General features: G+C 42.1%; 16 protein-coding genes and 1 riboswitch. Of the genes, 14 read left to right on the forward strand and 2 right to left on the reverse strand.

Annotation, left to right across the window (positions count from 1 at the left end; genetic code table 11):
- Positions 1-17 precede the first annotated feature (17 nt).
- Together CTER_RS01900 and CTER_RS01905 are read right to left on the reverse strand one after the other, a co-directional pair.
- Complete coding sequence (locus tag CTER_RS01900; RefSeq protein ID WP_004623309.1) at positions 18-2,252, reverse strand: YhgE/Pip domain-containing protein; 2,235 nt, start codon at positions 2,250-2,252, stop codon at positions 18-20.
- A 104-nt stretch (positions 2,253-2,356) separates the two neighbouring features.
- On the reverse strand, positions 2,357-2,815 hold the full coding sequence (locus CTER_RS01905) for a MarR family winged helix-turn-helix transcriptional regulator (RefSeq protein ID WP_004623301.1): 459 nt from the start codon (positions 2,813-2,815) through the stop codon (positions 2,357-2,359).
- A 237-nt stretch (positions 2,816-3,052) separates the two neighbouring features.
- Between CTER_RS01905 and CTER_RS01915 the strand changes: the two genes are divergently transcribed.
- From CTER_RS01915 to CTER_RS01985, 14 genes are all read left to right on the forward strand, one after another.
- Positions 3,053-3,208, forward strand: coding sequence for an aspartyl-phosphate phosphatase Spo0E family protein (locus CTER_RS01915; protein ID WP_004623316.1), 156 nt, complete (start codon positions 3,053-3,055; stop codon positions 3,206-3,208).
- 434 nt (positions 3,209-3,642) lie between these two features.
- Positions 3,643-4,158: a GNAT family N-acetyltransferase gene (locus tag CTER_RS01925; RefSeq protein ID WP_004623330.1), complete on the forward strand. Its 516-nt coding sequence runs from the start codon at positions 3,643-3,645 to the stop codon at positions 4,156-4,158.
- A 150-nt stretch (positions 4,159-4,308) separates the two neighbouring features.
- Positions 4,309-4,440, forward strand: a riboswitch (cyclic di-AMP (ydaO/yuaA leader).
- 1 nt (position 4,441) lies between these two features.
- Positions 4,442-5,344 carry a C40 family peptidase gene (locus tag CTER_RS01930; protein ID WP_040760024.1) on the forward strand — a complete coding sequence of 301 codons (903 nt, stop codon included), beginning with the start codon at positions 4,442-4,444 and terminating at the stop codon, positions 5,342-5,344.
- A gap of 317 nt (positions 5,345-5,661) precedes the next feature.
- The gene (locus tag CTER_RS01935) at positions 5,662-8,016 is read left to right on the forward strand and encodes a DNA internalization-related competence protein ComEC/Rec2 (protein WP_004623302.1); all 2,355 of its coding nucleotides are present in this window, start codon (positions 5,662-5,664) and stop codon (positions 8,014-8,016) included.
- 76 nt (positions 8,017-8,092) lie between these two features.
- Positions 8,093-9,121: a DNA polymerase III subunit delta gene (holA, locus tag CTER_RS01940; protein ID WP_004623331.1), complete on the forward strand. Its 1,029-nt coding sequence runs from the start codon at positions 8,093-8,095 to the stop codon at positions 9,119-9,121.
- Between the two features lie 68 nt (positions 9,122-9,189).
- Positions 9,190-10,953: a single-stranded-DNA-specific exonuclease RecJ gene (gene recJ / locus CTER_RS01945; protein WP_004623326.1), complete on the forward strand. Its 1,764-nt coding sequence runs from the start codon at positions 9,190-9,192 to the stop codon at positions 10,951-10,953.
- Between the two features lie 121 nt (positions 10,954-11,074).
- Complete coding sequence (locus tag CTER_RS01950; RefSeq protein ID WP_004623307.1) at positions 11,075-11,590, forward strand: adenine phosphoribosyltransferase; 516 nt, start codon at positions 11,075-11,077, stop codon at positions 11,588-11,590.
- A gap of 143 nt (positions 11,591-11,733) precedes the next feature.
- Positions 11,734-13,923 carry a RelA/SpoT family protein gene (locus CTER_RS01955; protein WP_004623298.1) on the forward strand — a complete coding sequence of 730 codons (2,190 nt, stop codon included), beginning with the start codon at positions 11,734-11,736 and terminating at the stop codon, positions 13,921-13,923.
- Between the two features lie 62 nt (positions 13,924-13,985).
- Entirely contained in the window at positions 13,986-14,435 is a 450-nt protein-coding gene (dtd, locus tag CTER_RS01960) for a D-aminoacyl-tRNA deacylase (protein WP_004623308.1), read from the forward strand.
- A gap of 13 nt (positions 14,436-14,448) precedes the next feature.
- The gene (locus CTER_RS01965) at positions 14,449-15,075 is read left to right on the forward strand and encodes an MBL fold metallo-hydrolase (protein WP_004623318.1); all 627 of its coding nucleotides are present in this window, start codon (positions 14,449-14,451) and stop codon (positions 15,073-15,075) included.
- A 39-nt stretch (positions 15,076-15,114) separates the two neighbouring features.
- Complete coding sequence (gene hemZ / locus CTER_RS01970; RefSeq protein WP_004623305.1) at positions 15,115-16,662, forward strand: coproporphyrinogen dehydrogenase HemZ; 1,548 nt, start codon at positions 15,115-15,117, stop codon at positions 16,660-16,662.
- Between the two features lie 410 nt (positions 16,663-17,072).
- A complete protein-coding gene (hisS, locus tag CTER_RS01975; protein ID WP_004623304.1) occupies positions 17,073-18,392 on the forward strand; it encodes a histidine--tRNA ligase in 1,320 nt (439 codons plus the stop codon).
- A gap of 57 nt (positions 18,393-18,449) precedes the next feature.
- Positions 18,450-20,234, forward strand: coding sequence for an aspartate--tRNA ligase (aspS, locus tag CTER_RS01980; protein WP_004623312.1), 1,785 nt, complete (start codon positions 18,450-18,452; stop codon positions 20,232-20,234).
- A gap of 243 nt (positions 20,235-20,477) precedes the next feature.
- On the forward strand, positions 20,478-24,782 hold the full coding sequence (locus CTER_RS01985; protein WP_004623345.1) for a 2-hydroxyacyl-CoA dehydratase: 4,305 nt from the start codon (positions 20,478-20,480) through the stop codon (positions 24,780-24,782).
- Positions 24,783-24,786 lie beyond the last annotated feature (4 nt).

Genomic DNA, 24,786 nt, shown 5'->3' on the forward strand with positions numbered 1-24,786 from the left:
CTTTTTTAATATATGTTTTACATTTCAGCACAAGGGTTATCCGGTACATCTGTGCCGCCGGCAGTATCAAATTCCTTTGTATCGGCCAGTATCTTTCCAAGTCTCAATTTTGAAGCAATCAGGTTCAATGCCAGGAAAGCCAATGTAATGCCGCCGAGAACAATCAGGTTTTGAGCAAGATACCCGTAGTCAATACCTGAAATGGCCTCTTTTAATGCGTTAACCGAATAAGTCATGGGCATAAACGGATTAACAATATTGAAGAAATCCGGAACAAGCTCCATCGGGAAGGTTCCGCCGCAGGATGTCAACTGGAGGATCAGAAGGAGGATGGCAATAAATTTTCCTACATCCCTTAGCTGAACCAGTAAAAATCTCATAATCGAAGTAAAGGCGAGAGAGATTATTATACTCACAAGAACAAAAAGTCCGGTACTTTTAACCTGCAGATGCAGACCGTTTAATATTGTAATATCAAGCACAAGTGCCTGTGCTATTCCAATCAGAGTATAGCCGGCAAATCTGAGGAAACCCTTTGAGTTTTTGTTAAGTCTGCGGAATTTGACATCGGGGTCAAGGTATATGGCAAAGAACATCATTAATGCTCCTACCCAGAGCGAGAGGGAAACAAAGTAGGGAGTAAAGGCTGTCCCGTAATCCGGAATACTGTTTACTCTTTGCTCGTTCAGTTCCACAGGCTCGGAAATATATTCTTTTAAGCCGTCGGTACCGTTCAGCCGGCTGTCGGCATCAAGGAGGGAATCGGAGACTCCCTGGCCGGCTCTGGATATGCCTGAGCTCAATTCCTTCATCCCGTCGTAAAGTTTCTTTTCTCCGTCATACAGCTTTTCAGTGCTGCCGTTGAGTTGCATGCTGCCTTTTGAAGCTTTTGAAATACCGGCAGCCAGGTCTGTTGAGCCCGCTTTTAGCTTTGAAGTTCCTTCATAAAGCTCCTTTGATTTTTCAGAAGCGGTTTTCATACCTGCAGCAACATCACTGACGCCACTGTTGATCTGACCATAGGCAGCATTGATTTTGGCGGTTCCGGCCGAAACCAGATTCAGGTTTGAGGAAACAGTGCTTATTCCCGAATTTAAAGCTGCTGCTCCCTGAGTTATCTGCGAAGCCCCCTCAGCTAACGCTTTTCCCGAAGTGCTCAGAGTTTCTCCTGCTTTTTTTACCTGCTGGGGAACCGACTGGGAAGCCTGAAGGGTTTTTAGTATTGTCTGGATATTCTGGTCCTTCAGTGCTTCGGGATGCGCCCTGGTGTATTGAACAATCAATGCAGCCATATCGGCCTGGGCACCCGCAGCTTTATTTACCGACTCAACATATGAATCAAGCCCGGCGGCAAAAGTCTGCATATTATTGTAATAAGCGGTCATACCCTGACTGAGCTTTGCAGTGGATTGGGAAAGCTCGGCTGTCCCGGAGTTGAGCTTTGCAAGGTTATCCTGGATTGCTGATAAACCAGAAGCTACCTGTGCGGTTCCGTTTGTCAGCCGGGATACTTTATCGGCACCGCCTGAAAGGGTTTGATAGAACTGCTGGGCTCCCGAATTAAGGTTATCGGCGCCAAGGGCTAATTGGGAGGCTCCTTTTGCGGCGTCCAGCAGCCCGTCGTTTAAAGACTTCATACCGGTATTAAAATTTTTCTGGCCGTCCAGCAGTTCGCCTGTTTTTTGATAGATGGTGCCGGCTCCGCTGTTAAGCTCCTTCAACCCGTCATCCAATTCCTGTAAACTTGACGGTAAGTCCTTTATTTGATCAACAATAGTGCCGACAATTTCCTGGGATATCTCTTTTGAAATTTCATCCTTGAACTCAAGTGTTACTCTGCTTAAAACCTGGCTTGCCAGGTAGTTTCTCTTTTCGTTGACACTGTATTTCAAGCTGCCTTTTATTTTTTCGGCATCTCCTGCTGTCGATATGTTTTTTGAAAAATCGGCAGGTATATAAATTGATGCATAATATCTTCTGTTGTCCAGACCTTCTTTAGCATCTGCCTCATCTGTGACAACCCATTTAAGGTTTTTATCGTCTTTTAGTTTATCAAGTATTTCATTGCCAAGGTTTTTTTCCTTTCCGTTTATGGTTGCACCGGAATCCTGGTTTACAACAGCGACGGGAAGGTAATCCAGCTTGCTGTATGGATCCCAGAAGGCATCGAGATAGAAGAAGCTGTATACCAGTGGAATTATTATAACTGCTATTATTACAGCTACGATTTTATATTTTTTTAACTTTTGCATAAATTACCTCCATATTTTGTTTTAGTTATAAAAAATGCTTCACCTCCTATAATATTGCAAATTAAAATAATTTGAAATTCAAAGTATTATGACAAAAAATTTTATTAACTGAAAACATTGTCAAAATGAGAGTTCAGATTGGAAAGAATATCTATTAATGCTTTCCTTTCCGAAGGGTCAAGTATACCAAAGATTTTTTCAGCAATTTTATTTCTCAGCTGCACAATTGATTCAAATACGCTCACTCCGGTCTCGGATAAGGATATAAAGACCTGACGCCTGTCTTCTTCATCCCGCTGCCTGATCACATATCCTTTTTTTATCAACCTGTCGATTGTGACGGTGGGAGTGCCGAAGGTAACCCCCAAGGTGTTGGCGATTTCAGACATCTTTTTATTTTCCGAACCATGACCGATAACAAGTATGGTGTTGATTTCGATTACAGTAAGATCTTCGAGGTTTTTACTAAAAAATTTTTTGCTTTCCAGTTTATAATACTTATCAAACAATTTTCTGAAAAGCTGGTCAACAAGCAGTAATTCATTTCCGTTTTGAGAATTCATTATGGCACCTCAATGCTTTTACTTTGAAATTCAAACTATTCGATATTAATATAAACTTTTTTATAAAAATTGTAAAGTATATTTATGAAATTTTTTCAAATACTTTATTATGTGCATTTAAGGAAAAAATATACAAAAATATTACATTTATGGATTTTTTGTATTTACTTTTTACAAAAATAATGGTAATATTATGCAAAACGGATCATCTTACAAAAGAAAAGAATGGGGATAATTATGGAAAACAAATACTTTTTGCTTAACAAAGAAGTGGAATGTCTGAAAGAAGAGCTCTATGATCTTCTGGAAAATGAACCATGGGCACAGCATGACATTCTTAGAATCAGCAAACGAATAGACAGTCTTATACTTAAGTTTTACAAGCATGATTAATTATATGAGTTAATTGTATTACACTCCTTTAATAAATTTTCAATATTTTTTTTCTTCTCAATATTCGTTTCGCATTCCATATTTTCGAAGATATACCTGATTTTATTTGCCGTATGGCATTTGAAATCAGTTATATCAATTATTTTATTTTTATATTGCTTTAATAATATTGACACCATTATAATGCAGCATTCAAACAATTGCCTGTCAAAGCTCTCCAAATTACCACACATAATTTTATACTCTCCGCTTGAAAAATTTTTATTAGCACAACGGGTTAATTTAGAATAAATATAATAAATATAAAAAAGAATGTCAAATATTTCCTGAATATATAAATTTAAATTTTGTTATCTGCAAAATATTTGGTATAATCCTATAAAGGATTACATTATGATAAAATCTGAATTTTTCAGGTGAATCAGGTGGATAATATGCTGAATATTCATATTAAGGACGATTTTTTCAACATAACGAATATTGATAAGACAAGTATACCGAAAATATATTCAATTTACAGGAATTCAGACGACTTTAAATATGCCACCGGTTTTTTTCAGTCTGTGGAATATGAGAAGTTTGCATATAATATTTCTCAGTTTATTCAAAGAGACAATATTTTCTTTTTGGATGTGCGCCTTAATTCCGGTGAAACCATTGGGTTGATAAAAGGAGCAATAATAGACAAGGACAATTTGGCCTGGATTAACTCCTTGATAATAGACACGCCCTATCAGCGCAAGGGGTACGGCATAAGGGTGGTTGAGCTGCTGCAGGAATATTTAAAGCGGATATGCCTTACCAAAACAATCTATCTTTCGGTGTATAAAAATAATATGTCAGGTATAAGTTTTTGGACAAAGTGCGGGTTTTATGACTGTAAAGGACTGCCTAACAAGGATGATGTAAATTTTAATCAAACTGTTCAAATTATGTGCAAACTACTATAATGTCAAAGATGTTACAAAAATATTACTAAAAAATTGCTGTTTTATTTCAAAAAGTTTGACAAACTATTACAGATTGAATATAATGTTCAAGTGAGTAAATAAATGAATTGTAACCAAATTGTAACCATTTTTGGTTGAGTGAATTTTATTTGCCAATAAAAGCTGAATCCTCGAGAGAGGTACGGAGGAACCAAATTTTTGGGGTGAGTCCATGCAAATGGTAGGGAGGTCCTATTGCCCGAGCCCGGCAGCTAACTTCGGAAGCGAATTATAGGAGGAGCCAATGTCAGGTAAGATCAGCAAGATACTTGTCGGATGTATTTTTGCTTTTTCTCTGGTGCTTATTTGTTCGGTTGCTATGGCTGCATCACAGCCGGCGCAGATTGTAGGAACAAAAGTGAACGTCAGAACAGAGCCGGATACTTCTTCAAGTATAATCACAAAGTTATCCAATTCAAGGGTATCGGTTGTTGACGGTTCTGATGGGTGGTACAAGATTTCCTTTAGTGGAAAGACAGGTTGGGTAAGCAGTGACTACATAAAAGTTCTGACTGCAAAAGGAAAAATTAATGCTAATGGTGTTAATTTCAGAAAAACTGCCGGCACATCAGGCGAAATAATTGATGCTCTAAGTAAGGGGACGAGTGTAGAAATTCTTGATACTCTCTCGGGTTGGCACGAGGTAAAGGTAGACGCAAAGATTGGTTATGTAGCCACCCAATTTGTTACAGCTGCCAGTACCGAACAAAAATCATCTCGTTCCACAACGGCAGCAACTCTTGAGGCAGAAGATACCGAAGCAGCTGATGATTCTGCAGCAAGTGAAGTAATTGCATATGCCAAGAAATTTGTTGGAGTACGGTATGTTTATGGTGGAAAAAGCCCAAGCGGCTTTGATTGCTCAGGATTCGTCGGATACGTTTACGGCAATTTCGGAATAAAACTTAATAGTTCCGCAGCAAGCATGTATTCTGACGGTATTAAGGTATCAAAGAGTGCATTAAAAGCAGGAGATCTATTATTTTTTGACGCATCTTCCAGAAAGGCATCCGGCGTAATAGACCATGTAGGTATTTATATAGGCGGAGGCAAGTTTATACATGCTTCAACCTCAAACAAACAGGTTCTTATTCAAGATCTGTCTGAATACCGGGGAAAATATATTGGTGCAAAAAGAGTGATGTAATTTTATCATAAACCGCAAAAACGTCCTGAACAGGGCGTTTTTGTGTATAGTTTTCTATTATCGGGTCAAGCTGGCAAATTAAATCAACTCATATAAATCATACCAACAAACACTTATAAACCAAATCAACAATTCCATTCCAGTAAATCTTTTCAAGGTAATACATTCTGTTGTTAATATCTTCATATAGGTTTCCAGGTTCCTTTCTATTATCTTATAATTTCTTAAATTTAACCTGTTGTGCTAATTGAAATTTTATTTTGATTTACAGATTGATTTAATCAGCACAACACGTTAATTCAATTTGTGGAGGTCACATGTTTTTTAAGAGACCGCTATGTCTTTTTTGCATATCCTTTATTGCGGGAATTCTGTTCTCGGACAAACTCGGCTTTTTTCTATTTTTGCTTTCAGCAGCAATCAGTTGTTTAATTTTGATCATAGTATTCAACAGATTTGGAAAAACAGCGGTTCTAATACTTTTATCCCTGCTGTTCTTTACTGCAGGAGGCATATTGTTTAATAATTCTCAAAAAGTGTATACCAGCGGGCTGAAAGAAATTTATGGTAAACAAATTACGTTTCAAGGCCATGTTGACAGTGAGGTTGAGAAGGACGGAGATAAACTTGTGTTTATTTTTAAGGCCGACAGAAAGCCGGTCTCCGCCAAATTGATCGTTAACCTGTATGGCGGCAGTGGCTCTGATTATGGCAAAATCGGTTACAGGACCCGGCTTTCTTTAAATGCAGTCATCAATAAGCCCAAACCGGCCACAAATCCAGGAGGCTTCAATTATGAAAGGTATCTGGCCTCGCAAGGGGTATCCGGAACAGTTAATCTGCTCAACTATGCGAATATAAGAGTTGTTGGCAATGAGCCGGGAGGCTGGATCAATAAGTTGGGTTTTAAAATTAAAAATACCGTATTGGGAATCGTTGAGCACTGTCTTGACAAAAACCAGGCAGGCCTTTTAGCCGGAATGATCATCGGATATAAGGACGGCCTGGATGAGAATGCATTTCAGGCCTTTAGCAAGGCCGGTTTGACCCATATAATGGTAGCTTCGGGAATGAATGTTGCATTTATTATTCTGCCGCTGATGTTTTTGTTTGATAAATTGCGTCTGGGAAATAAGACATCCGGTTTTATAACCATTTTTGTGCTGATACTCTTTGTTTTCGTGGCAGGATTCTCAGCTTCGGTGGTGCGGGCGGTGATTATGGGCATAATAATTCTGTCGGGGAAAATAATTATGCGTGAAACAGACATATATACAAGTATTTCAGCCGCTGGGCTGATACTTTTGTTTATTAATCCTTATACCCTTTACGACATAGGGTTTCAGCTTTCTTTTATGGCAACGCTGTCCCTTGTGATGTTTTATCCGGCAATAAAGAAAGCCGTGACATACAGGCGTATTCCTGAAATTGTGTCCGATACTCTGGCGGCTACTCTTGCAGCCCAGTTGGGAGTGGTGCCGGTCACACTATATTATTTCAACAATTTATCTTTGATATCAGTTATTTCAAATCTTCTAGTGGTTCCAATGGTACAGATCATAACAATAATAGGATTTGTCATGGTTTTTGCAGGCTTGCTGAATATTCGGCTGGCGGTACTTATAGGCTATATAAATAATTCTTTTCTGTCCTTTGTACTCTTTGTCACCGAAATATCTTCAAAAGTTCCCTATGCTTCATTAAAACTTCCCACCCCTCCCATTTGGCTGGTTTTACTTTACTATATTTTTATTCTTTATCTATTTAAATGGAGACAGAGCCTGAACGGCATAACAGGTTTCAGACAGGTAAAGTTGGCGGCTACGGGTCTTGCAGTTTCAATTATTGTGGTCGGCTCTTTGCTCCCAAAGCCAATGGAGATTACCTTTATTGACGTTGGGCAGGGGGATGGTGCCTTCATAAAAACGGCACACGGTAAAAAAGTATTGATTGACGGAGGCGGCAGGGATGCAGGCTCAAAATCTTCATTTGATATAGGTGAAGCCGTTATGGTACCATATATTCTGGACCAGGGGACAAAAAGCATAGACATAGTCATAGCAAGCCACGGGCATTCGGATCATACAGAAGGGTTGGAGGCTGTTTTGAAAGAAATGCAGGTGGGGTTGGTGATCCTTCCCGATACTGACGGGAACGGTTTTGAAAAACTGGAGGCCATTTGCATGAAGAGAGGTATAAAAATTGAAGAGTGTAAAAAAGGTGATTCAATCCGCCTGGACAGGGAAACGAGATTTGAAGTTCTGAATCCCCTGGAGTTTTCAAAGGATACACTGTCACAACAGTCTTTAAATAACAGCTCATTGGTGTTAAAATTAATTTACAAAAACATAAAAGTATTATTTACCGGCGATAGTGAAGTGCCGGTGGAGGAAAGACTCGTTGAGTCAGACAACGAGTTTGAGGCGGATTTGCTTAAGGTGGGGCATCACGGCTCCATTACTTCAAGCAGCGAGGCCTTTTTGGACAGGGTAAAGCCCCGGGTTGCCGTAATATCAGTGGGAGAGCGCAACCATTTCGGGCACCCGTCCCAAGCTGTTGTGGACAGGCTTCTGGAGAGGAACACAAAGCTTTACAGAACCGATGAATGCGGGGCGGTAACCGTTACAAGCTACGGACAGGACCTGAGAATAAGTACAATGCTTCATAAATAGCTGTTATTAATTAGAATAGGATTTTGAAAAGTAAAGTTTGGCTATATTTGAGCATTAGAGCTAAAGGAGATACGCTATGAGTTTGGATATCCTGAAAAAACAGTTGAAAGAAAGCAGGCTGCAGAATATTTACCTGTTTACGGGCGCAGAAGAATATTTGAAAAAATATTATGCAAATGCCATTTCCAGGCTTATAATCCAGGAAGAAAACAAGGAATTCAACTATATTTATTTTGAAGGAAAAACAGAGGTTGAGGCAATCATATCCAACTGTGAAACCTTACCCATGTTCAGCGATAAAAAACTTGTCGTTGCAAAAAATACCGGTCTCTTTAAAGGGAAAAAAGGAGAAACCGCCGATTCGGGAACCGACAAGAAATCCGGAAAGGACAAGCTGGCCGGTTACCTAGAAAATATTCCGGATTACACCTGTCTGATATTTATTGAAAGTGAAATCGACAAGAGAATAAAGCTTGTCAATACAATAAAAAAATGCGGTCTTATAGTCGAGATGGATTACCAGAAGCCGGCCGATCTTGTCAAATGGGTGGTTAAGGTATTTGGCAGCTATAATAAAAGCATAGATCAGATGACAGCTTCATATATTGTTGAAAACAGCGAATATTCCATGACAGAGCTGCTCAACGAAATAGACAAGCTGGTAAATTATGTGGGAAATAAAAATGAAATATCTTTAAAAGAAGCGGAAATGGTATGCAACAAGACAATTAAAAGCAGGATATTTGATCTCACTGACGCTATTTCCGAAGGGAACAATTCCAGGGCATTGTCACTGTTAAATGATATGGCGGCATTGAAAGAGCCCATGCAGAAAGTTTTATTCATGATAATCCGGCAAATAAGGATGGTGTACAGGATAAAGCAGTTGAGAAAACAGGGGGTAAGGGAGGACGCTGCTGCAAAACAACTGGGGCTGACCCCTTTTGTGGCATCAAAAGTTATGAATGTCAGCCGTAATCTGGATATCAGTGTTCTGGAAAAAGCCATGTACTACAGTCTGGAACTGGATGAGTCCATAAAAACGGGAAAAATGTCCGATAGGATTGCAATTGAGTTGTTGATAGCTTCAATGGGACAAAAATGAAGTTGACCTGAAAGACATGGCTAATACTCGTCTTCCAAGTCAACCTGTGAATTTATGGGGGGCGTAAATTGGAAAAGTGGATTTTAAAAAATCCTAAGAATGACTTTGAAAAAATGTCAGAGGCTTTAGGTGTGAGTCCTTTATTGTGCAGGATTATGGTAAACAGGGGGATTTCTGATTATGATACCGCCAGGAGATTTATAAGCTCCGATATTGCCGATCTGTACGATGCAAGAGGTATGAAGGACCTTGAAAAGGGCGTTAATATAATAACCGATAAAATAAAAAAAGGCTGTAAGATAAGAATAATCGGAGATTACGATGTGGACGGGGTGGTCAGCACTTTTATTCTGTACAGGGCTTTGGCCAGGTGCGGAGCAGAAGTTGATTATGCCATACCTCACAGAATATTTGACGGATATGGCATAAACAACAGTATTATCGATAAAGCGAAAGAGGACAATGTTGATACCATTATAACCTGTGATAACGGCATTGCGGCAACCGAACAGATCAAATATGCCAAAGCCGCAGGTCTTACGGTGGTTGTTACCGACCACCACGAGGTTCCCTTTGTTGAAACGGAAAATAATGAAAGGCTGCATATATTGCCCGAAGCAGATGCGGTAATTGATATAAAGCGTGCTGACTGCGGCTATCCGTTCAAACTTCTCTGCGGAGCCGGAGTAGCATTTAAATTTGTCCAGGTGCTTTACAGCGAAATGGAAGTTCCGGTTAATGAATGCGATGACTTTTACGAATTTGTTGCAATAGCTACGGTTTGCGACGTGGTGGATCTGGTGGGTGAAAACAGGATTCTGGTGAAGAAAGGTCTTTCTGTCATAGGTCAGACTAAAAATATCGGGTTGAAAGCACTTATGAAACAGACCGGGATTTTTGGAAAGGAAATAGGTGTTTATCATCTTGGGTTTATTATCGGGCCGTGCATCAATGCATCCGGAAGGCTTGACTGGGCCGAAAAAGGGTTGAAAATGCTCTTGAGTGACAATGATAGGGAGGCTGAGCTACTTGCCCTTGAACTTCACAATCTCAATACAGAAAGAAAGGACATGACTCTGGCAGGTGTGGAAGAAACGGTAGCGACTATTGAAGGCAGCAGTCTGAAGCAGGATAAAATCCTGGTGGTATACAAACCTGACATACATGAGAGCATAGCAGGAATAATTGCCGGAAAAATCCGGGAAAAATATAATGTTCCTACATTTATAATAACTGATGCCGAGAGCGGGGTAAAGGGTTCCGGAAGATCCATTGAAGAATATAATATGTTTGAAGGACTGTTGAAGTGCAAGGAACTTCTGAACCGTTTCGGAGGGCATCCCATGGCCGCGGGTCTCAGTCTTGACCGGGAGAAGCTGGAACTGCTGAGAAAGCAGCTTAATGAAACTGCAACCCTCACAGAGGAGGATCTTATTCCAAAAGTGTACATAGATGCAAGAATCCTTCTGTCACATATAAATCTCAGGGTTGCAGAGGAACTGTCGCTGCTGGAGCCTTACGGGAAAGGCAATTCAAAGCCTCTATTCGCCGAGAAGGGGATCACTGTAACCAGAGCTGCAGTGCTGGGCTCCGGGAGGAAAATACTCAAGCTCAGACTTTTGGCGTCTCCGGGTAAGTATATTGACGCAATTTACTTTGGGAATATATGCGACTTTGACAATTACATTTCTGAAAAATATGGAGCACGGGAATTAACAAGCCTTTACACAGGTCAAACCAGCCTTGTAAAGCTGGATATCATATTCAATATAGATATAAATGAGTATAATGGATACAGGAACGTACAGCTGGTTATGCAGTACTACCGCTGAAACAAATGATTCCGGCAGGGTTGGATATCCGGCCTCAAAAAAGTATGTTGTAAGTGAGTAATTATTTATTTATAATAATATCTATACATAAATTCAGTACCATGAAAAGAGGTATATTTAAATGGACTTAAGAGCTAAGCTGAGACATGTAATGGATTTTCCCAAAGAGGGAATTGATTTTATCGATATCACAACTGTACTACAGGATGCGGAAGCCTTTAAAGTGTGCATGGATACCTTTAAGGAATATGCGGAGCAGATAGGGGATTTTGACATAATCGTGGGTTCGGAATCCAGAGGTTTCATATTCGGCGCACCTTTGGCATATCAGATGGGGAAAGGTTTTGTTCCCGTTAGAAAAAGGGGCAAGCTTCCTTATAAAACCATCAGGGTTGAGTATGATCTGGAATATGGAAAAGATGTTCTGGAAATGCATGCAGATGCTGTCAAGCCCGGGCAAAAGGTTCTCATAGTCGATGACCTGCTTGCAACCGGCGGTACCACTGAAGCTAACATAAAACTCATCGAACAGCTTGGCGGAGAAGTAGCCGGAATTATTTATTTTATTGAACTCGGTTTTTTGGAAGGCAGAAAGAAATTAGAGGGCTATAAGGTCAATTCGATAGTATCCTTTTAATTTATGGCCGAGTAAAATATTCAAGGTGTTTGCGGCTCCAAGCTATACATGGCTTGGGACCTTAATAAAGAGTACCGGTATAACAGTAACAATAACGTATAATTAAAATTTATCAAGTCATTGATGACTAGGTGGAGGATGCTTTGACAGATAGCTTTTCAGTGCTGGTTGAAAAAGTACAAAAATATGATCCCAACAGTAACATTGAACTGCTTAAAAAGGCATATCATGTGTCAAAGACAGCGCATGAGGGTCAGCAGAGAAATTCAGGGGAGCCCTATATAATTCATCCCGTTGAGGTTGCAATAATCCTTGCCGAGATGGAGCTGGACTGCACTGCACTTGTCGCTGCCCTTCTTCATGATACCATTGAGGACACCACCTGTACCTATGAGGAAATAAAAACCCAGTTCGGGGTTGAAGTGGCTGATCTTGTTGACGGCGTCACAAAACTCACAAAGCTGGGAAAGCTGCCCTTTACCTCCAAGGAAGAGCAGCAGATGGAAAACCTGCGCAAAATGTTCGTTGCAATGGCAAAGGACATCCGCGTTATTATGATAAAGCTGGCAGACCGGCTGCACAACATGAGAACCCTAAAGTACATGAACGAGGGCAAGCAGATCGAAAAGGCCAGGGAAACCCTGGAGATATATGCTCCGCTTGCTCACCGGCTTGGTATTTCAAAGATCAAATGGGAGCTGGAAGATATCTGCCTCAGATATCTGGACCCCAAGGGCTACTATGACCTTGTCGAGAAAATAGCTTTCAAGCGTAAGCAGAGAGAAGCCTATATAGAAGATATCATTAAGACCCTACGAGAGAAAACCAGCGAGCTTGGAATAGAGAATTCCCAGATAGACGGCAGACCAAAGCATTTTTACAGTATTTACAGGAAAATGGTAAAGCAGAATAAAACACTGGATCAGATATATGATTTGTTCGCCTTCAGAGTGATTGTAAATTCGGTTAAGGACTGTTACGCGGTGCTGGGACTGGTGCATGAACTCTATAAGCCCATGCCCGGCAGGTTCAAGGACTATATTGCAATACCCAAACCAAACATGTACCAATCGCTTCATACCACATTGATCGGTCCTGAAGGACAACCCTTCGAGGTCCAGATAAGGACCTGGGACATGCACAGGGTAGCCGAGGTGGGTATTGCCGCCCATTGGAAGTACAAGGAAGGCGCTATAGGTACAAAGGAATCCGACAATAAATTTGCATGGCTCAGGCAGCTTCTGGAATGGCAGAAGGATACCAGGGATGAAAGTGAATTTATGGAGACCCTGAAGGTAGATCTTTTTACAGACGAAGTTTTTGTATTCACTCCCAAGGGAGATGTAGTCAGTCTTCCGTTCGAGTCGACCCCGGTGGATTTTGCATATTCCATTCACAGTGCCATCGGAAACAAGATGATAGGAGCCAAGGTTAACGGGAAAATGGTGCCTATCGACTATAAATTGAAGAATGGCGACATAATAGATATTCTTACCTCTTCAACCATACATGGCCCCAGCAGGGACTGGCTCAAAATAGTTAAGAGCAGTCAGGCAAAAAATAAGATAAATCAATGGTTTAAGAAGGAAAAAAGAGAAGAAAACATTGTCAGAGGCAAGGAACTGGTTGAAAGGGAGCTCAAAAAGCAAGGGCTCACCTACAGTCAATTATTCAGAACAGAGTGGGTTGAACTGGTACTGAGGAAATATAACTTTGCCACACTTGATGATTTATATGCGGGAATCGGTTACGGTGCCATAACCACCAATAAGGTCATTACCAAACTTAAGGAAGAATTCAATAAAACCCTCAAGCCTGAAGAAATAGAGCAGATACTTGAATCTATTGCTCAAACCAGAAATGAAAGAAAGAAAAAGAACATCCCTGAAAGCGGTGTGGTTGTCAAGGGTATCGACAACTGTCTGGTCAGGCTGTCCCGGTGCTGCAATCCCGTACCGGGCGATGAAATCATTGGCTATATTACCCGGGGAAGGGGAGTTTCGGTGCACCGCAGCGACTGTATAAATGTTTCGGCGGGGCTTGAAGAAGAGGGCAGACTTATAGATGTCAAATGGTATACCACCAATGACGTGGCATATAAGGCCGACATAACCCTGATGGCTAATGACAGGACTTCCCTGCTGCTGGACGTTACAAACAGTATTGCAGAGCTGAAAGTACCCATCAAGGCTGTTAATGCCAGAACCACCAGAGAGCAGGTAACTGTAATAAATCTCACACTTGAAATAACAAATACCGAACAATTGGAAAAGATAATAAAGAGACTCAGAAAAATAGACAGTGTATTTGATGTAACAAGGAATAAACAATAACTTGCAGTAGTTTGCAATTGGGTTTCCTGAATTATATGGTAAAAGGCAGATTGGAGCAATAGATGAGGGCGGTTGTTCAGAGAGTTGAAAAGTCCAGCGTGACAGTTGACGGCAGCATTGCGGGAGAGATCGGTAAAGGACTGACGGTGCTGCTGGGAGTGGGTCAGGAGGATTCCGACAGGGATATTGATTACCTGGCTGATAAAATAATCAATTTAAGAATATTTGAAGATAATAATGGTAAAATGAACCTGTCACTGCTTGAGGTTGGGGGAGAGCTCCTGGTTGTTTCCCAGTTCACTTTATACGGAGATTGCAGAAAAGGCAGGAGGCCCGGATATGACAGGGCTGCAAGGCCTGAAGCGGCTAAAGCGTTATATGAAGGCTTTGTAGAAAAATGCAGAGGTTTTGGTGTGAAGGTTCAGACAGGGATATTTCAGGCCGAAATGCTTGTGGATATAAGCAATGACGGACCGGTCACACTTTTGTTGGACAGTAAAAGAGAGTTCTAGAAGGGGATGGATTATGAGAATAAAAACTATTACAGGTGGAATGTTTGATTCCTGCGCATATTTGATATGTGAAGGAAATAAAGCGGTGCTGATAGATGCAGGTGTAAAAAGTGAAAAGGTTATTGAAGCTGCTGCCGATATGAAGGTTGACATTGAAAAAATAATTCTGACCCACGGTCATATTGATCACATTGTTGAACTGGACAGCATTGCTGAAAAGACAGGTGCCAGGGCTTATATTCACATAAATGACGAACCCTCTCTGACAGATGCCGGATATAATGTATCGGCATATGCATTTAAGGCACAGACTTTTAATACACAATGTGAGGTTTTAAGGGACGGAAGCATTTTAAGGCTTGGTGAGCTTGAATTAAAAGTAATTCATACACCTGGACACACGCCCGGATCAATTTGTATACAAGTAAATAATGAGCTGTTCTCAGGCGATACGCTGTTTAATTCGGGCTATGGCAGAGTCGACCTGCCTAACGGGAGCTTTGAAGATATATACGCTTCCATAGTTGATCAACTTTTCAATCTTCCCGGTGAGACTAGGGTTTATCCCGGACACGGAAGGCCGACGACAATAGAGGACGAGAAAATGACCAACCCGATCAAACATGCAATCGAATGGTAACAACAGCCTTGTACTAAAAAGATGTAAATGGAGATACTGATGATTTTTTACAGAAATACCTGTGACAGCTTTGACTATGAGTTTGAGGATATCATAAAACTATTTTTTTTAAAGGATGAACTTGTAAAAATTGACGGCCCCCGGGATACCGATTCCGGGGCATTTCTATTGTGCTGCTTTTCCCGGGAGGACGGTCAGGGCCTGAAAATCAATATCAGGCTTCAGGCTGAAAATTTCGATGAACAGGCCGATATCCCCGTATCTGAGGACGGTCCGGATTCCAAAGGACAGGATATAAATAGGCCGTATATAAAAAGTTTAAAGAAAAAATTTAAAAGAGAGCTGTTTTTACTGCTGCAAAAGTATACCGGCAAAATTATTCCCTGGGGCGTAATGACCGGGATCAGACCTACCAAGCTGGTAAATGAGCTGCTGGACGGGGGCGCCGGTAAAGAACAGATTTTAAAAACACTGACGGAGGATTACTATGTAACTGATAACAAGGCCCGGCTTTTATTTGACGTTGCCGTCAACCAGCGGGAGCTGTTTAAAAATTCCGTCCCCGGAAGTGTTTCTCTGTATATAGGCATACCCTTCTGCCCAACGCGCTGCCTGTACTGTTCTTTCAGCTCAAGTACCATAGGGCAGTATAAAAAATCGGTGGATAAATACCTGGATGCGCTGCTGAAGGAAATAGAACATGCATCCGGGCTTATCAAAAGCAAGGGTCTGAAGATAGAAAGCGTCTATATCGGGGGAGGAACTCCCACCTCTGTGAGCTCGCTTCAGCTGGACAGGCTGCTCAGAGGCATTGAAGACTTGCTGGATTTGAGCTGCCTGAAAGAATATACTCTTGAGGCCGGCCGCCCCGACACCATTGATTTTGAAAAACTGTCGGTGGTCAGGCGCAGCAGAGTTTCAAGGATAAGCATCAATCCGCAGAGTATGAATGCCGCCACACTTGAAAGGATAGGCAGAGACCATACTCCGGCAGAGGTGGAAAAGGCGTTTGGCACAGCACGGGAACTGGGCTTCGGCAATATTAACATGGATGTCATATGCGGGCTGCCGGGGGAAGATCCGGACATGTTCAAAGCAACCATGGAAAGAATTGCACAGCTCAATCCCGAAAGCATAACCGTTCACACCATGGCAATAAAAAGAGCTTCCAGACTCACCCAGGAGCTTGACAGCTACAGTTTGCACCGGGAATACCGGCAGGTTGCCGATATGGTGGAGTCTGCACGGGAATACGCTTCACGTATGGGCTTGGAACCTTATTACCTGTACAGGCAGAAAAACATTCTGGGGAATCTTGAAAATGTGGGCTACAGCAAAAAAGGCAGGGAGAGCCTGTACAATATTCAGATAATGGAGGAAAGACAGTCCATATTCGCCTGTGGAGCAGGTGCTGTTTCAAAGTTTGTTTTTCCTGATAATAGAATAGAAAGAGCCTTCAATGTCAAAAGTGTTGAAGAATATTTGGGGAGAATAGATGAAATGCTTGAGAGGAAGGAAGCGGCCACAGGAGGGTTATTAGGAGAATTATCCAATAATGATATTGACAATATGGGAAGTGAATTTTAAAATATATAGTAGACTATATATAGCAAAGCCTTAAAAGGGAAGAGTAATCAATGCTTCTATTCAGGAAACGGCTGTCCAAAGTCAATCAAGGTTCAAGACTTAATTGACTTAGACTGTGAGCAGCCCATAGTAAAGTTGATGAAAGACACCCTCTTTGGAATTCGGTTTCCTGGGCTGGTAGGTTAAAAGCTTACCCGTTTTCTGCGTTAAAGATTTCAAGTAAGTTTCTGCTTGCAGTTCTTGTATTGTGGAAATTATTAGGGTGGCATCACGGGAAGTTTCCTCTCGTCCCTTGTCGGGATAAGGGGCTTTTTTATTGTCCAGGGCAGAAAACTTTTTTGACAATTACTAATTGGCATGGTTTATGTGAATAATTAAAATTATATATTTTTATGATGGGAGTTGTGCAAATGGCGAAGCAGCAAGTGGTAACACCTTCAATCCTTCCGGGCTTCATGGAGTTATTGCCCGCAGACCAGATGGTGTTCAATCAGATGTTGGAAACTATTAAAAAGACATATGAAACATACGGGTTTATTCCTCTTGATACTCCGATGATTGAGAAATCCGAGGTTTTACTGGCCAAAAGCGGCGGTGAAACCGCAAAACAGGTTTACAGGTTTAACAAGGGAGATAACGACCTGGCTTTAAGGTTTGACCTTACGGTACCTTTGGCGAGGTATGTGTCACAGCATTTCGGTGAATTGACCTTCCCATTTAAAAGATACCATATAGGCAAGGTATTCAGGGGTGAAAAGCCGCAGAAGGGCAGATTCAGGGAATTTTACCAGTGCGATATAGATATAATAGGTTTTGAAAGCTTAAGCGTTGTAAATGATGCCGAAATATTGAGCGTGATTTATTCCACATTCAAGGCTTTGGGCTTTGATGATTTTACAATACGGCTGAATAACAGAAAAATTCTTAACGGTTTTTTTGAAAGCCTTGGCATAGCCGATAAAGCTGAAGTTTTAAGAATAATAGATAAAATGGAAAAGATAGGTCAGGCTGCCGTGCTGGATGAACTTAAGTCTATTGGCCTTTCTGACGGAGATGCCGGCAGTGTTGTGAAATTTGTGGGTATAAAGGGAAGCTGCCGGGAGATAATCGAAAACCTCCGCAGGCTTGAAGTCAGTAATGATATGTTTTCAGAAGGTATAGACGAACTGGAACTGGTCATTAATTACATTGATGCTTTTAAGGTTCCATCGGGTAACTATGCTGTTGACCTTACAATAGCAAGAGGTCTGGATTATTACACCGGAACCATATATGAAACAATTTTGAACCAGTACCCTTCAATAGGAAGTGTATGTTCGGGAGGCAGGTACGATAACCTCGCTCAAAACTATACCACCAAGAAATTGCCGGGTGTGGGAATATCCATAGGCCTGTCAAGACTGTACTACCAGCTCAGGGAAGCGGGTGTTCTTGGGGAAAGCAGAAAGGCAACACCTTCTCAGATTCTGATAATCCCCATGAAGGAAACAATGTCCCAGGCCCTGGAGCTTGCTACAAAGGTCAGGGAGGCAGGGATTGCAGCAGAGATTTACTTTAATGAAGGAAAAATCGGAAAGAAATTTTCATACGCCGATAAGCTGGGAATTCCATATGCAGTGGTGGTTGGAGAAGACGAAGTAAATACCGGCATATATAAACTGAAAAACATGGCTACAGGTGACCAGGCCGAGCTGGATATCCAACGGATTATAGAACAATTAAAGGCCTGATACATGGATAATATTTAATAATTAGTGTTTATAACACGAAAATGGAGGAATCATTATATGGGAGAATCAATTTACGGACTCAAGAGGAGTCATAAATGTGCAGAGCTGACTTCGGCAAATATAGGAGAAACCGTTACTGTCATGGGATGGGTGCAGAAGCAGAGAAATCTGGGAAGTTTGGTTTTTGTGGACTTGAGAGACAGATCGGGAATATTGCAGATTGTTTTTACTGATAAGGACGGAGAAATGCTTGACAGGGCGAAGACAATAAGAAGTGAGTTTGTTCTTGCCGTAGTTGGTACCGTTTCTGCCAGAGCCCCCGAGGCTGTCAACCGGAAGATGGCAACAGGCGAAATAGAGATAATTGTAAAAGAACTTAGAATACTCAGTTCTTCCGAAACACCGCCCATTTATATTGAAGAAAATTCAGATGTCAATGAAATTACAAGGCTGAAATACAGATATCTTGATTTAAGAAGACCTGACATGCAGAGGAACCTGATACTCAGGCACAGGGTTGCCAAGGTGGCACGTGATTATTATGATGACAACGGTTTTTTGGAAATTGAAACTCCGATACTGGTTAAGAGTACTCCGGAAGGTGCCAGGGATTACCTTGTACCCAGCAGGGTACACTCAGGCAAATTTTATGCACTGCCCCAGTCACCGCAGCTTTACAAGCAGCTGCTGATGGTGTCGGGCTTCGACAGGTATTTCCAGATAGCAAAATGCTTCAGGGATGAGGACTTAAGAGCTGACAGACAGCCTGAATTCACCCAGATAGATTTGGAGATGTCCTTTGTCAATGTGGATGACGTGCTGACTATTAATGAAGGTTTCGTCAAGAGAGTATTTAAGGAAGCCCTGGGTGTCGAGCTTGAGACTCCATTCCTCAGAATGCCGTATGCTGAAGCTATGGAGAGGTTTGGGTCCGATAAACCGGATATCCGCTTTGGCATGGAACTTGTCAATGTATCCGAGCTGGTGGCGGATTGCGGCTTCAAGGTGTTTACCGATGCAGTTGCCGGTGGAGGAAGTGTAAGAGCAATAAACGCAAAGGGCTGCGCCAAATTCAGCAGAAAAGAGATAGATGCCCTGGTTGAGGTGGTTAAAACCTATAAGGCAAAGGGTATGGCCTGGATATCAATAGATAATAACAATGAAATAAAATCCTCCTTTGCAAAATTTATGACTGAGGAAGAGATGAAAGCTCTGCTGGGAAGAGTAGAGGCAGAAGCCGGTGACCTGATTTGCTTTGTGGCTGATAAGAACAGTGTTGTATTTGATGCTCTTGGTCAGTTGAGACTGGAAGTCGCAAGAAAGCTAAATATTTTGAATCCTGACGAATTTAAGTTCTTATGGGTGACAGAATTCCCCTTATTTGAATATGATGAAGAAGAAGGGCGATATGCGGCAAAGCATCACCCGTTCACCTGCCCTATGGACGAGGATATTGAATTCCTTGATACCGATCCCGGGAAAGCCCGGGCCAAAGCCTATGACATAGTATTAAACGGTGTTGAACTGGGTGGGGGAAGCATCAGAATCCATATACAGGAGCTTCAGGCCAAAATGTTCAGGCTGCTGGGCTTCACCGAGGAAGATGCAAACACAAAGTTCGGTTTCCTGCTGGATGCCTTCAGATACGGAACTCCTCCTCACGGCGGTATGGCCTTTGGTCTTGACAGAATGATAATGCTCATGGCAAAGACCGGCAGTATCAGAGACGTAATAGCATTTCCCAAGGTGCAGAATGCTTCCAGCCCTATGGATAATGCACCTGACATAGTTGATGAAAAACAAATACAGGAATTGCATATAAATATTATAGATGAGATATAATTCTTACTTCAGAGGTTGCCAGAATTCGTATTAGCAGAGATATTATGAATTATTGAGGTGTGATTGTAAACATTGCCATTAGGCGGATTTAAATGACTTTGGTATAATAAACGTAGCAATCTGTAATTTTATTCGGGAAACTGTGGGGGACAAATTTTATTGAGAGGACTATGTGAAAAACATCATGAGCAGTTAGCTATGTTTTACATAGTTTAAAAATTAGTTTTGGAGATTAGTCAATATATGAAAAAGAATTATCATGTGGGGTTGGACGTTGGATCTACCACTGTAAAAATGGCTGTTCTTGATAAAAATAACAAGCTTGTTTTTTCAAAATATCAAAGACATTATTCGGATATCAGAAAAACAATATTTGAATTAATGGACGAGACCTGTGAGAAATTTTATCAGGAAGAGTGCACTGTTATGATAACTGGCTCCGGTGGATTGCTGGTCTCTCAGTGGCTGGATCTTGACTTTATCCAGGAAGTTATTGCAGGCTCCGAGTCTGTACAAACGCTTATTCCCAATACAGATGTTGCAATTGAACTCGGAGGAGAAGATGCTAAGATAACCTATTTCAAGGGCGGCCTGGAACAGCGTATGAATGGTACCTGTGCCGGCGGTACCGGTTCCTTTATAGACCAGATGGCCTCCTTGCTGCAGACAGACGCGACAGGTCTGAATGAGTATGCCAAAAACAGCAGAATCGTTTATCCCATAGCCGCCCGCTGCGGTGTTTTTGCAAAAACCGATATACAGCCGCTTTTGAACGAAGGAGCTGCAAGGGAAGACATTGCCGCCTCGGTATTTCAGTCTGTGGTTAACCAGACTATCAGCGGCCTGGCTTGTGGCAAACCAATCAAAGGCAATATAGCCTTTTTGGGCGGACCGCTTTATTTCCTGTCGGAATTGAGAAAGAGATTTGCAATAACCCTCAACTTAAAGCCCGAACAGGTCATATTCCCCGAGAATTCACAATTGTTTGTGGCCATAGGTGCCGCCCTGTCCTCAAAGGAATGCAAAGTCATATCCTTTAAGGATTTAAAGGAAAAACTGCCTGATTTGAATACCATTGTGGTCCATGAGGTGGAAAGGCTGAAGCCCCTTTTCAGCAGTCAGCAGGAGCTGGATCAATTCAGGGCAAGGCATGGGGAGCATTCTGCCAGTGTTAAGCCGCTGAAAGACTACAAGGGAGATTGTTTCCTTGGAATCGATGCCGGATCTACAACTACCAAGGCGGTTTTGATAGATACCAACGGAGAACTCCTTTATACTCATTATGGAAGTAATGAGGGCAGTCCGTTAAACTCCGCAATAAGAATATTGAATGATATATATGCTCAGATACCTTCTGAGGCCAGAATAGTAAATTCTACCGTCACCGGTTACGGTGAAGGCTTGATCAAGGCTGCACTTAAGGTGGATATAGGTGAAATTGAAACAATAGCGCACTACAAGGCAGCCGATTTCTTCCTGCCGGGTGTGGATTTTATACTGGATATCGGCGGACAGGACATGAAGTGCCTGAAGGTCAAAGACGGTATTATTGACAGTATTATGCTCAACGAGGCGTGTTCCTCGGGCTGCGGTTCCTTTATAGAAACCTTTGCAAAATCACTGAACTTTACCGTAGAGGACTTTGCCGCACAGGCGCTGCTGGCCGAAAAACCCGTTGATCTGGGTTCCAGATGTACTGTTTTCATGAATTCCAGAGTCAAGCAGGCACAAAAGGAAGGCGCCCAGGTGGGAGATATTTCTGCAGGTCTGTCCTATTCGGTCATAAAGAATGCACTGCTTAAGGTCATAAAGATAAGGGACCCCAGAGAGATGGGAGAAAAAATAATCGTCCAGGGAGGGACTTTCCTGAATGATGCTGTTCTGAGAAGCTTTGAGCTGATTTCCGAAAGAGAGGCCGTGAGACCGAACATAGCAGGGCTTATGGGTGCTTTCGGTGCCGCCTTGATCGCAAAGGAACGTTACAGCGGTGCACAGTCCACCCTTATTACAAAGGACAATATCGGTGAATTTGATTATAATACCGAGCTGCAGAGATGCAAGCTCTGCAACAACAACTGTTTGCTGACAATAAACCAATTCAGCGATGGCAGCAGATTTGTTTCGGGCAACAGGTGTGAAAGAGGCGCAGGTATTGAAACCTCGACACAGGATGTGCCGGATCTTTATGATTATAAATATAAAAGAATAGTGGGTTACAGGCAGGCGGCAGGTATAGAGTACACCCGAGGCACGGTAGGAATTCCTCGTGTACTCAACATGTATGAGAACTATCCCTTCTGGTTTACATTCTTTGATCAGCTGAAATTCAGGGTGGAGCTGTCACCCCGTTCATCAAAGAAAATATACGAACTGGGTATAGAAACCATGCCGTCGGAATCGGTATGTTATCCGGCCAAACTTGTTCACGGCCATATTACAAGCCTTGTAAATAAAAATGTGAACTTCATTTTCTATCCCTGCCTTCCATATGAAATGGTTGAGGACGAGGGAGCCGATAACCATTACAACTGTCCTATTGTAACATCATACCCTGAAGTTATAAAGAATAATATGGATATTCTGAAGACAAAGGGTATAAAGTTTATGAATCCATTCCTTCCCTATGACAACAAGGAAAGAATGAAATCAAGACTTTTTGAGGTTCTTGGAAAAGAATTCAATATAACAAGGGCCGAAATAGAGAATGCGGTGGAAATGGCATATGCAGAAGACGAAAAGGTAAAGAGGGATATCAGACAGAAGGGTGAAGAAACCCTGAAATATCTCAGAGATAACAACAAAAGAGGCATTGTACTGGCCGGAAGGCCATACCATATAGATCCCGAGATAAATCACGGCATCCCGCAGATAATAACCTCTCACGGGTTTGCAGTGTTTACTGAGGATTCAATTGCACATTTGGGAAAGATTGAACGTCCTCTGAGAGTGGTTGACCAGTGGAAATTCCATTCAAGGCTTTATGCGGCTGCAACTGTTGTCAATGAATATCCCGAGCTTGAAATGATCCAGCTGAATTCCTTCGGCTGCGGTCTCGATGCCGTAACAACAGATCAGGTGCAGGAAATCCTGAATGCCAACGAAAACATTTATACCGTATTAAAAATAGACGAGGGCAATAATCTGGGCGCCGCCAGGATCAGAATAAGGTCCCTGGTAGCAGCTATTGAAGACAGGGACAAAAAAGCCCTGGCTCCTCACAAAAAACATGAGTCCCATAAAAAGGCCGTATTTACTGAGGAAATGAGGGTTAAGCATACCATTCTGGCCCCTCAGATGTCGCCTATTCATTTTGATTTCGTTGAGGCGGCCTTCAGAAGGTGCGGCTATAAGGTTGAAGTGCTGCCAAGTGTTGACAGTGCTGCGGTGGAGGACGGCTTAAGGTATGTCAACAATGATGCCTGCTATCCGTCGATTATTGTTGTAGGTCAGATCATACATGCATTAAAGTCGGGCAGGTACGATCTGGACAATACGTCGGTGTTGATAACTCAAACAGGCGGAGGCTGCCGTGCCACAAACTATATCGGCTTCCTGAGAAAAGCACTGCATGAGGCGGGAATGAGCCAGGTTCCGGTCATATCTCTAAACGCACTTGGTCTGGATAACCAGCCGGGCTTTAAGATATCCCTTGACCTGCTGGACAGTGCCTTCAAGGGCCTCGTATATGGTGACCTGCTGATGAGAGTACTCTACAGGGTAAGGCCTTATGAAGCTGTACCCGGTTCGGCAAATGAACTTTACAGAAAGTGGGCCAAAATATGTACCGATTCCATATATGAAGGCAGGAAGGGAAGTTTTAAACGGAATATCAAGGGTATCGTCAGGGATTTTGATACGCTTGAGCTAAAGGATATAAAGAAGCCAAAGGTGGGACTTGTAGGAGAAATACTCGTCAAATTCCATCCGGATGCCAATAACAATGTGGTGGATGTAGTTGAGAAGGAAGGGGCCGAAGCAGTTATGCCCGACCTCATTGACTTTTTCCTGTACTGCGCTTATGACGCCAACTTCAAGTATAAGCACCTGTCCGGCACATTTAAAAAATTGGTTGTAAACAATCTTGCCATTGTAGGTATAGAGTATTATAGAAGGCATATGAAAAAGTATTTGCGCAGGAGCAGGAGATTTGATCCGCCGCACTCCATATATGAACTTGCCGAAAGTGCCTCCGAAATACTTTCTATTGGAAACCAGACAGGCGAAGGCTGGTTCCTTACGGCAGAAATGATCGAACTCATAAAGAGCGGTGCCGGAAATATAGTTTGCATGCAGCCGTTTGCATGTCTGCCCAATCATGTTACAGGTAAGGGTATGATAAAAGAATTAAGGAGAAGATATCCCGAATCCAATATAGTTGCAGTGGACTATGATCCAGGAGCCAGCGAGGTTAACCAGCTTAACAGAATCAAGCTGATGATGTCGGTAGCCTTCAAGAACCTGAAAAACCCGCCTGAGAAGATTGAGACGCCGGTTACTGAAGCGGCCGAGCAGGAAATTCTGGTGCAGGATGCAAAAATCAGTTCATAAAATA

The organism is Ruminiclostridium cellobioparum subsp. termitidis CT1112 (assembly GCF_000350485.1).
Taxonomy (GTDB): domain Bacteria; phylum Bacillota; class Clostridia; order Acetivibrionales; family DSM-1351; genus Ruminiclostridium; species Ruminiclostridium termitidis.

Bases quoted from the DNA above. Each gene is read 5' to 3' on its own strand.
- CTER_RS01915 (WP_004623316.1), top strand. From the start codon at position 3,053: ATGGAAAACAAATACTTTTTGCTTAACAAAGAAGTGGAATGTCTGAAA.
- CTER_RS01935 (WP_004623302.1), top strand. From the start codon at position 5,662: ATGTTTTTTAAGAGACCGCTATGTCTTTTTTGCATATCCTTTATTGCG.
- CTER_RS01905 (WP_004623301.1), bottom strand. From the start codon at position 2,815: ATGAATTCTCAAAACGGAAATGAATTACTGCTTGTTGACCAGCTTTTC.
- aspS (WP_004623312.1), top strand. From the start codon at position 18,450: ATGGGAGAATCAATTTACGGACTCAAGAGGAGTCATAAATGTGCAGAG.
- CTER_RS01925 (WP_004623330.1), top strand. From the start codon at position 3,643: ATGCTGAATATTCATATTAAGGACGATTTTTTCAACATAACGAATATT.
- hisS (WP_004623304.1), top strand. From the start codon at position 17,073: ATGGCGAAGCAGCAAGTGGTAACACCTTCAATCCTTCCGGGCTTCATG.
- CTER_RS01900 (WP_004623309.1), bottom strand. From the start codon at position 2,252: ATGCAAAAGTTAAAAAAATATAAAATCGTAGCTGTAATAATAGCAGTT.
- CTER_RS01965 (WP_004623318.1), top strand. From the start codon at position 14,449: ATGAGAATAAAAACTATTACAGGTGGAATGTTTGATTCCTGCGCATAT.
- dtd (WP_004623308.1), top strand. From the start codon at position 13,986: ATGAGGGCGGTTGTTCAGAGAGTTGAAAAGTCCAGCGTGACAGTTGAC.
- CTER_RS01985 (WP_004623345.1), top strand. From the start codon at position 20,478: ATGAAAAAGAATTATCATGTGGGGTTGGACGTTGGATCTACCACTGTA.
- CTER_RS01930 (WP_040760024.1), top strand. From the start codon at position 4,442: ATGTCAGGTAAGATCAGCAAGATACTTGTCGGATGTATTTTTGCTTTT.
- holA (WP_004623331.1), top strand. From the start codon at position 8,093: ATGAGTTTGGATATCCTGAAAAAACAGTTGAAAGAAAGCAGGCTGCAG.
- CTER_RS01950 (WP_004623307.1), top strand. From the start codon at position 11,075: ATGGACTTAAGAGCTAAGCTGAGACATGTAATGGATTTTCCCAAAGAG.
- hemZ (WP_004623305.1), top strand. From the start codon at position 15,115: ATGATTTTTTACAGAAATACCTGTGACAGCTTTGACTATGAGTTTGAG.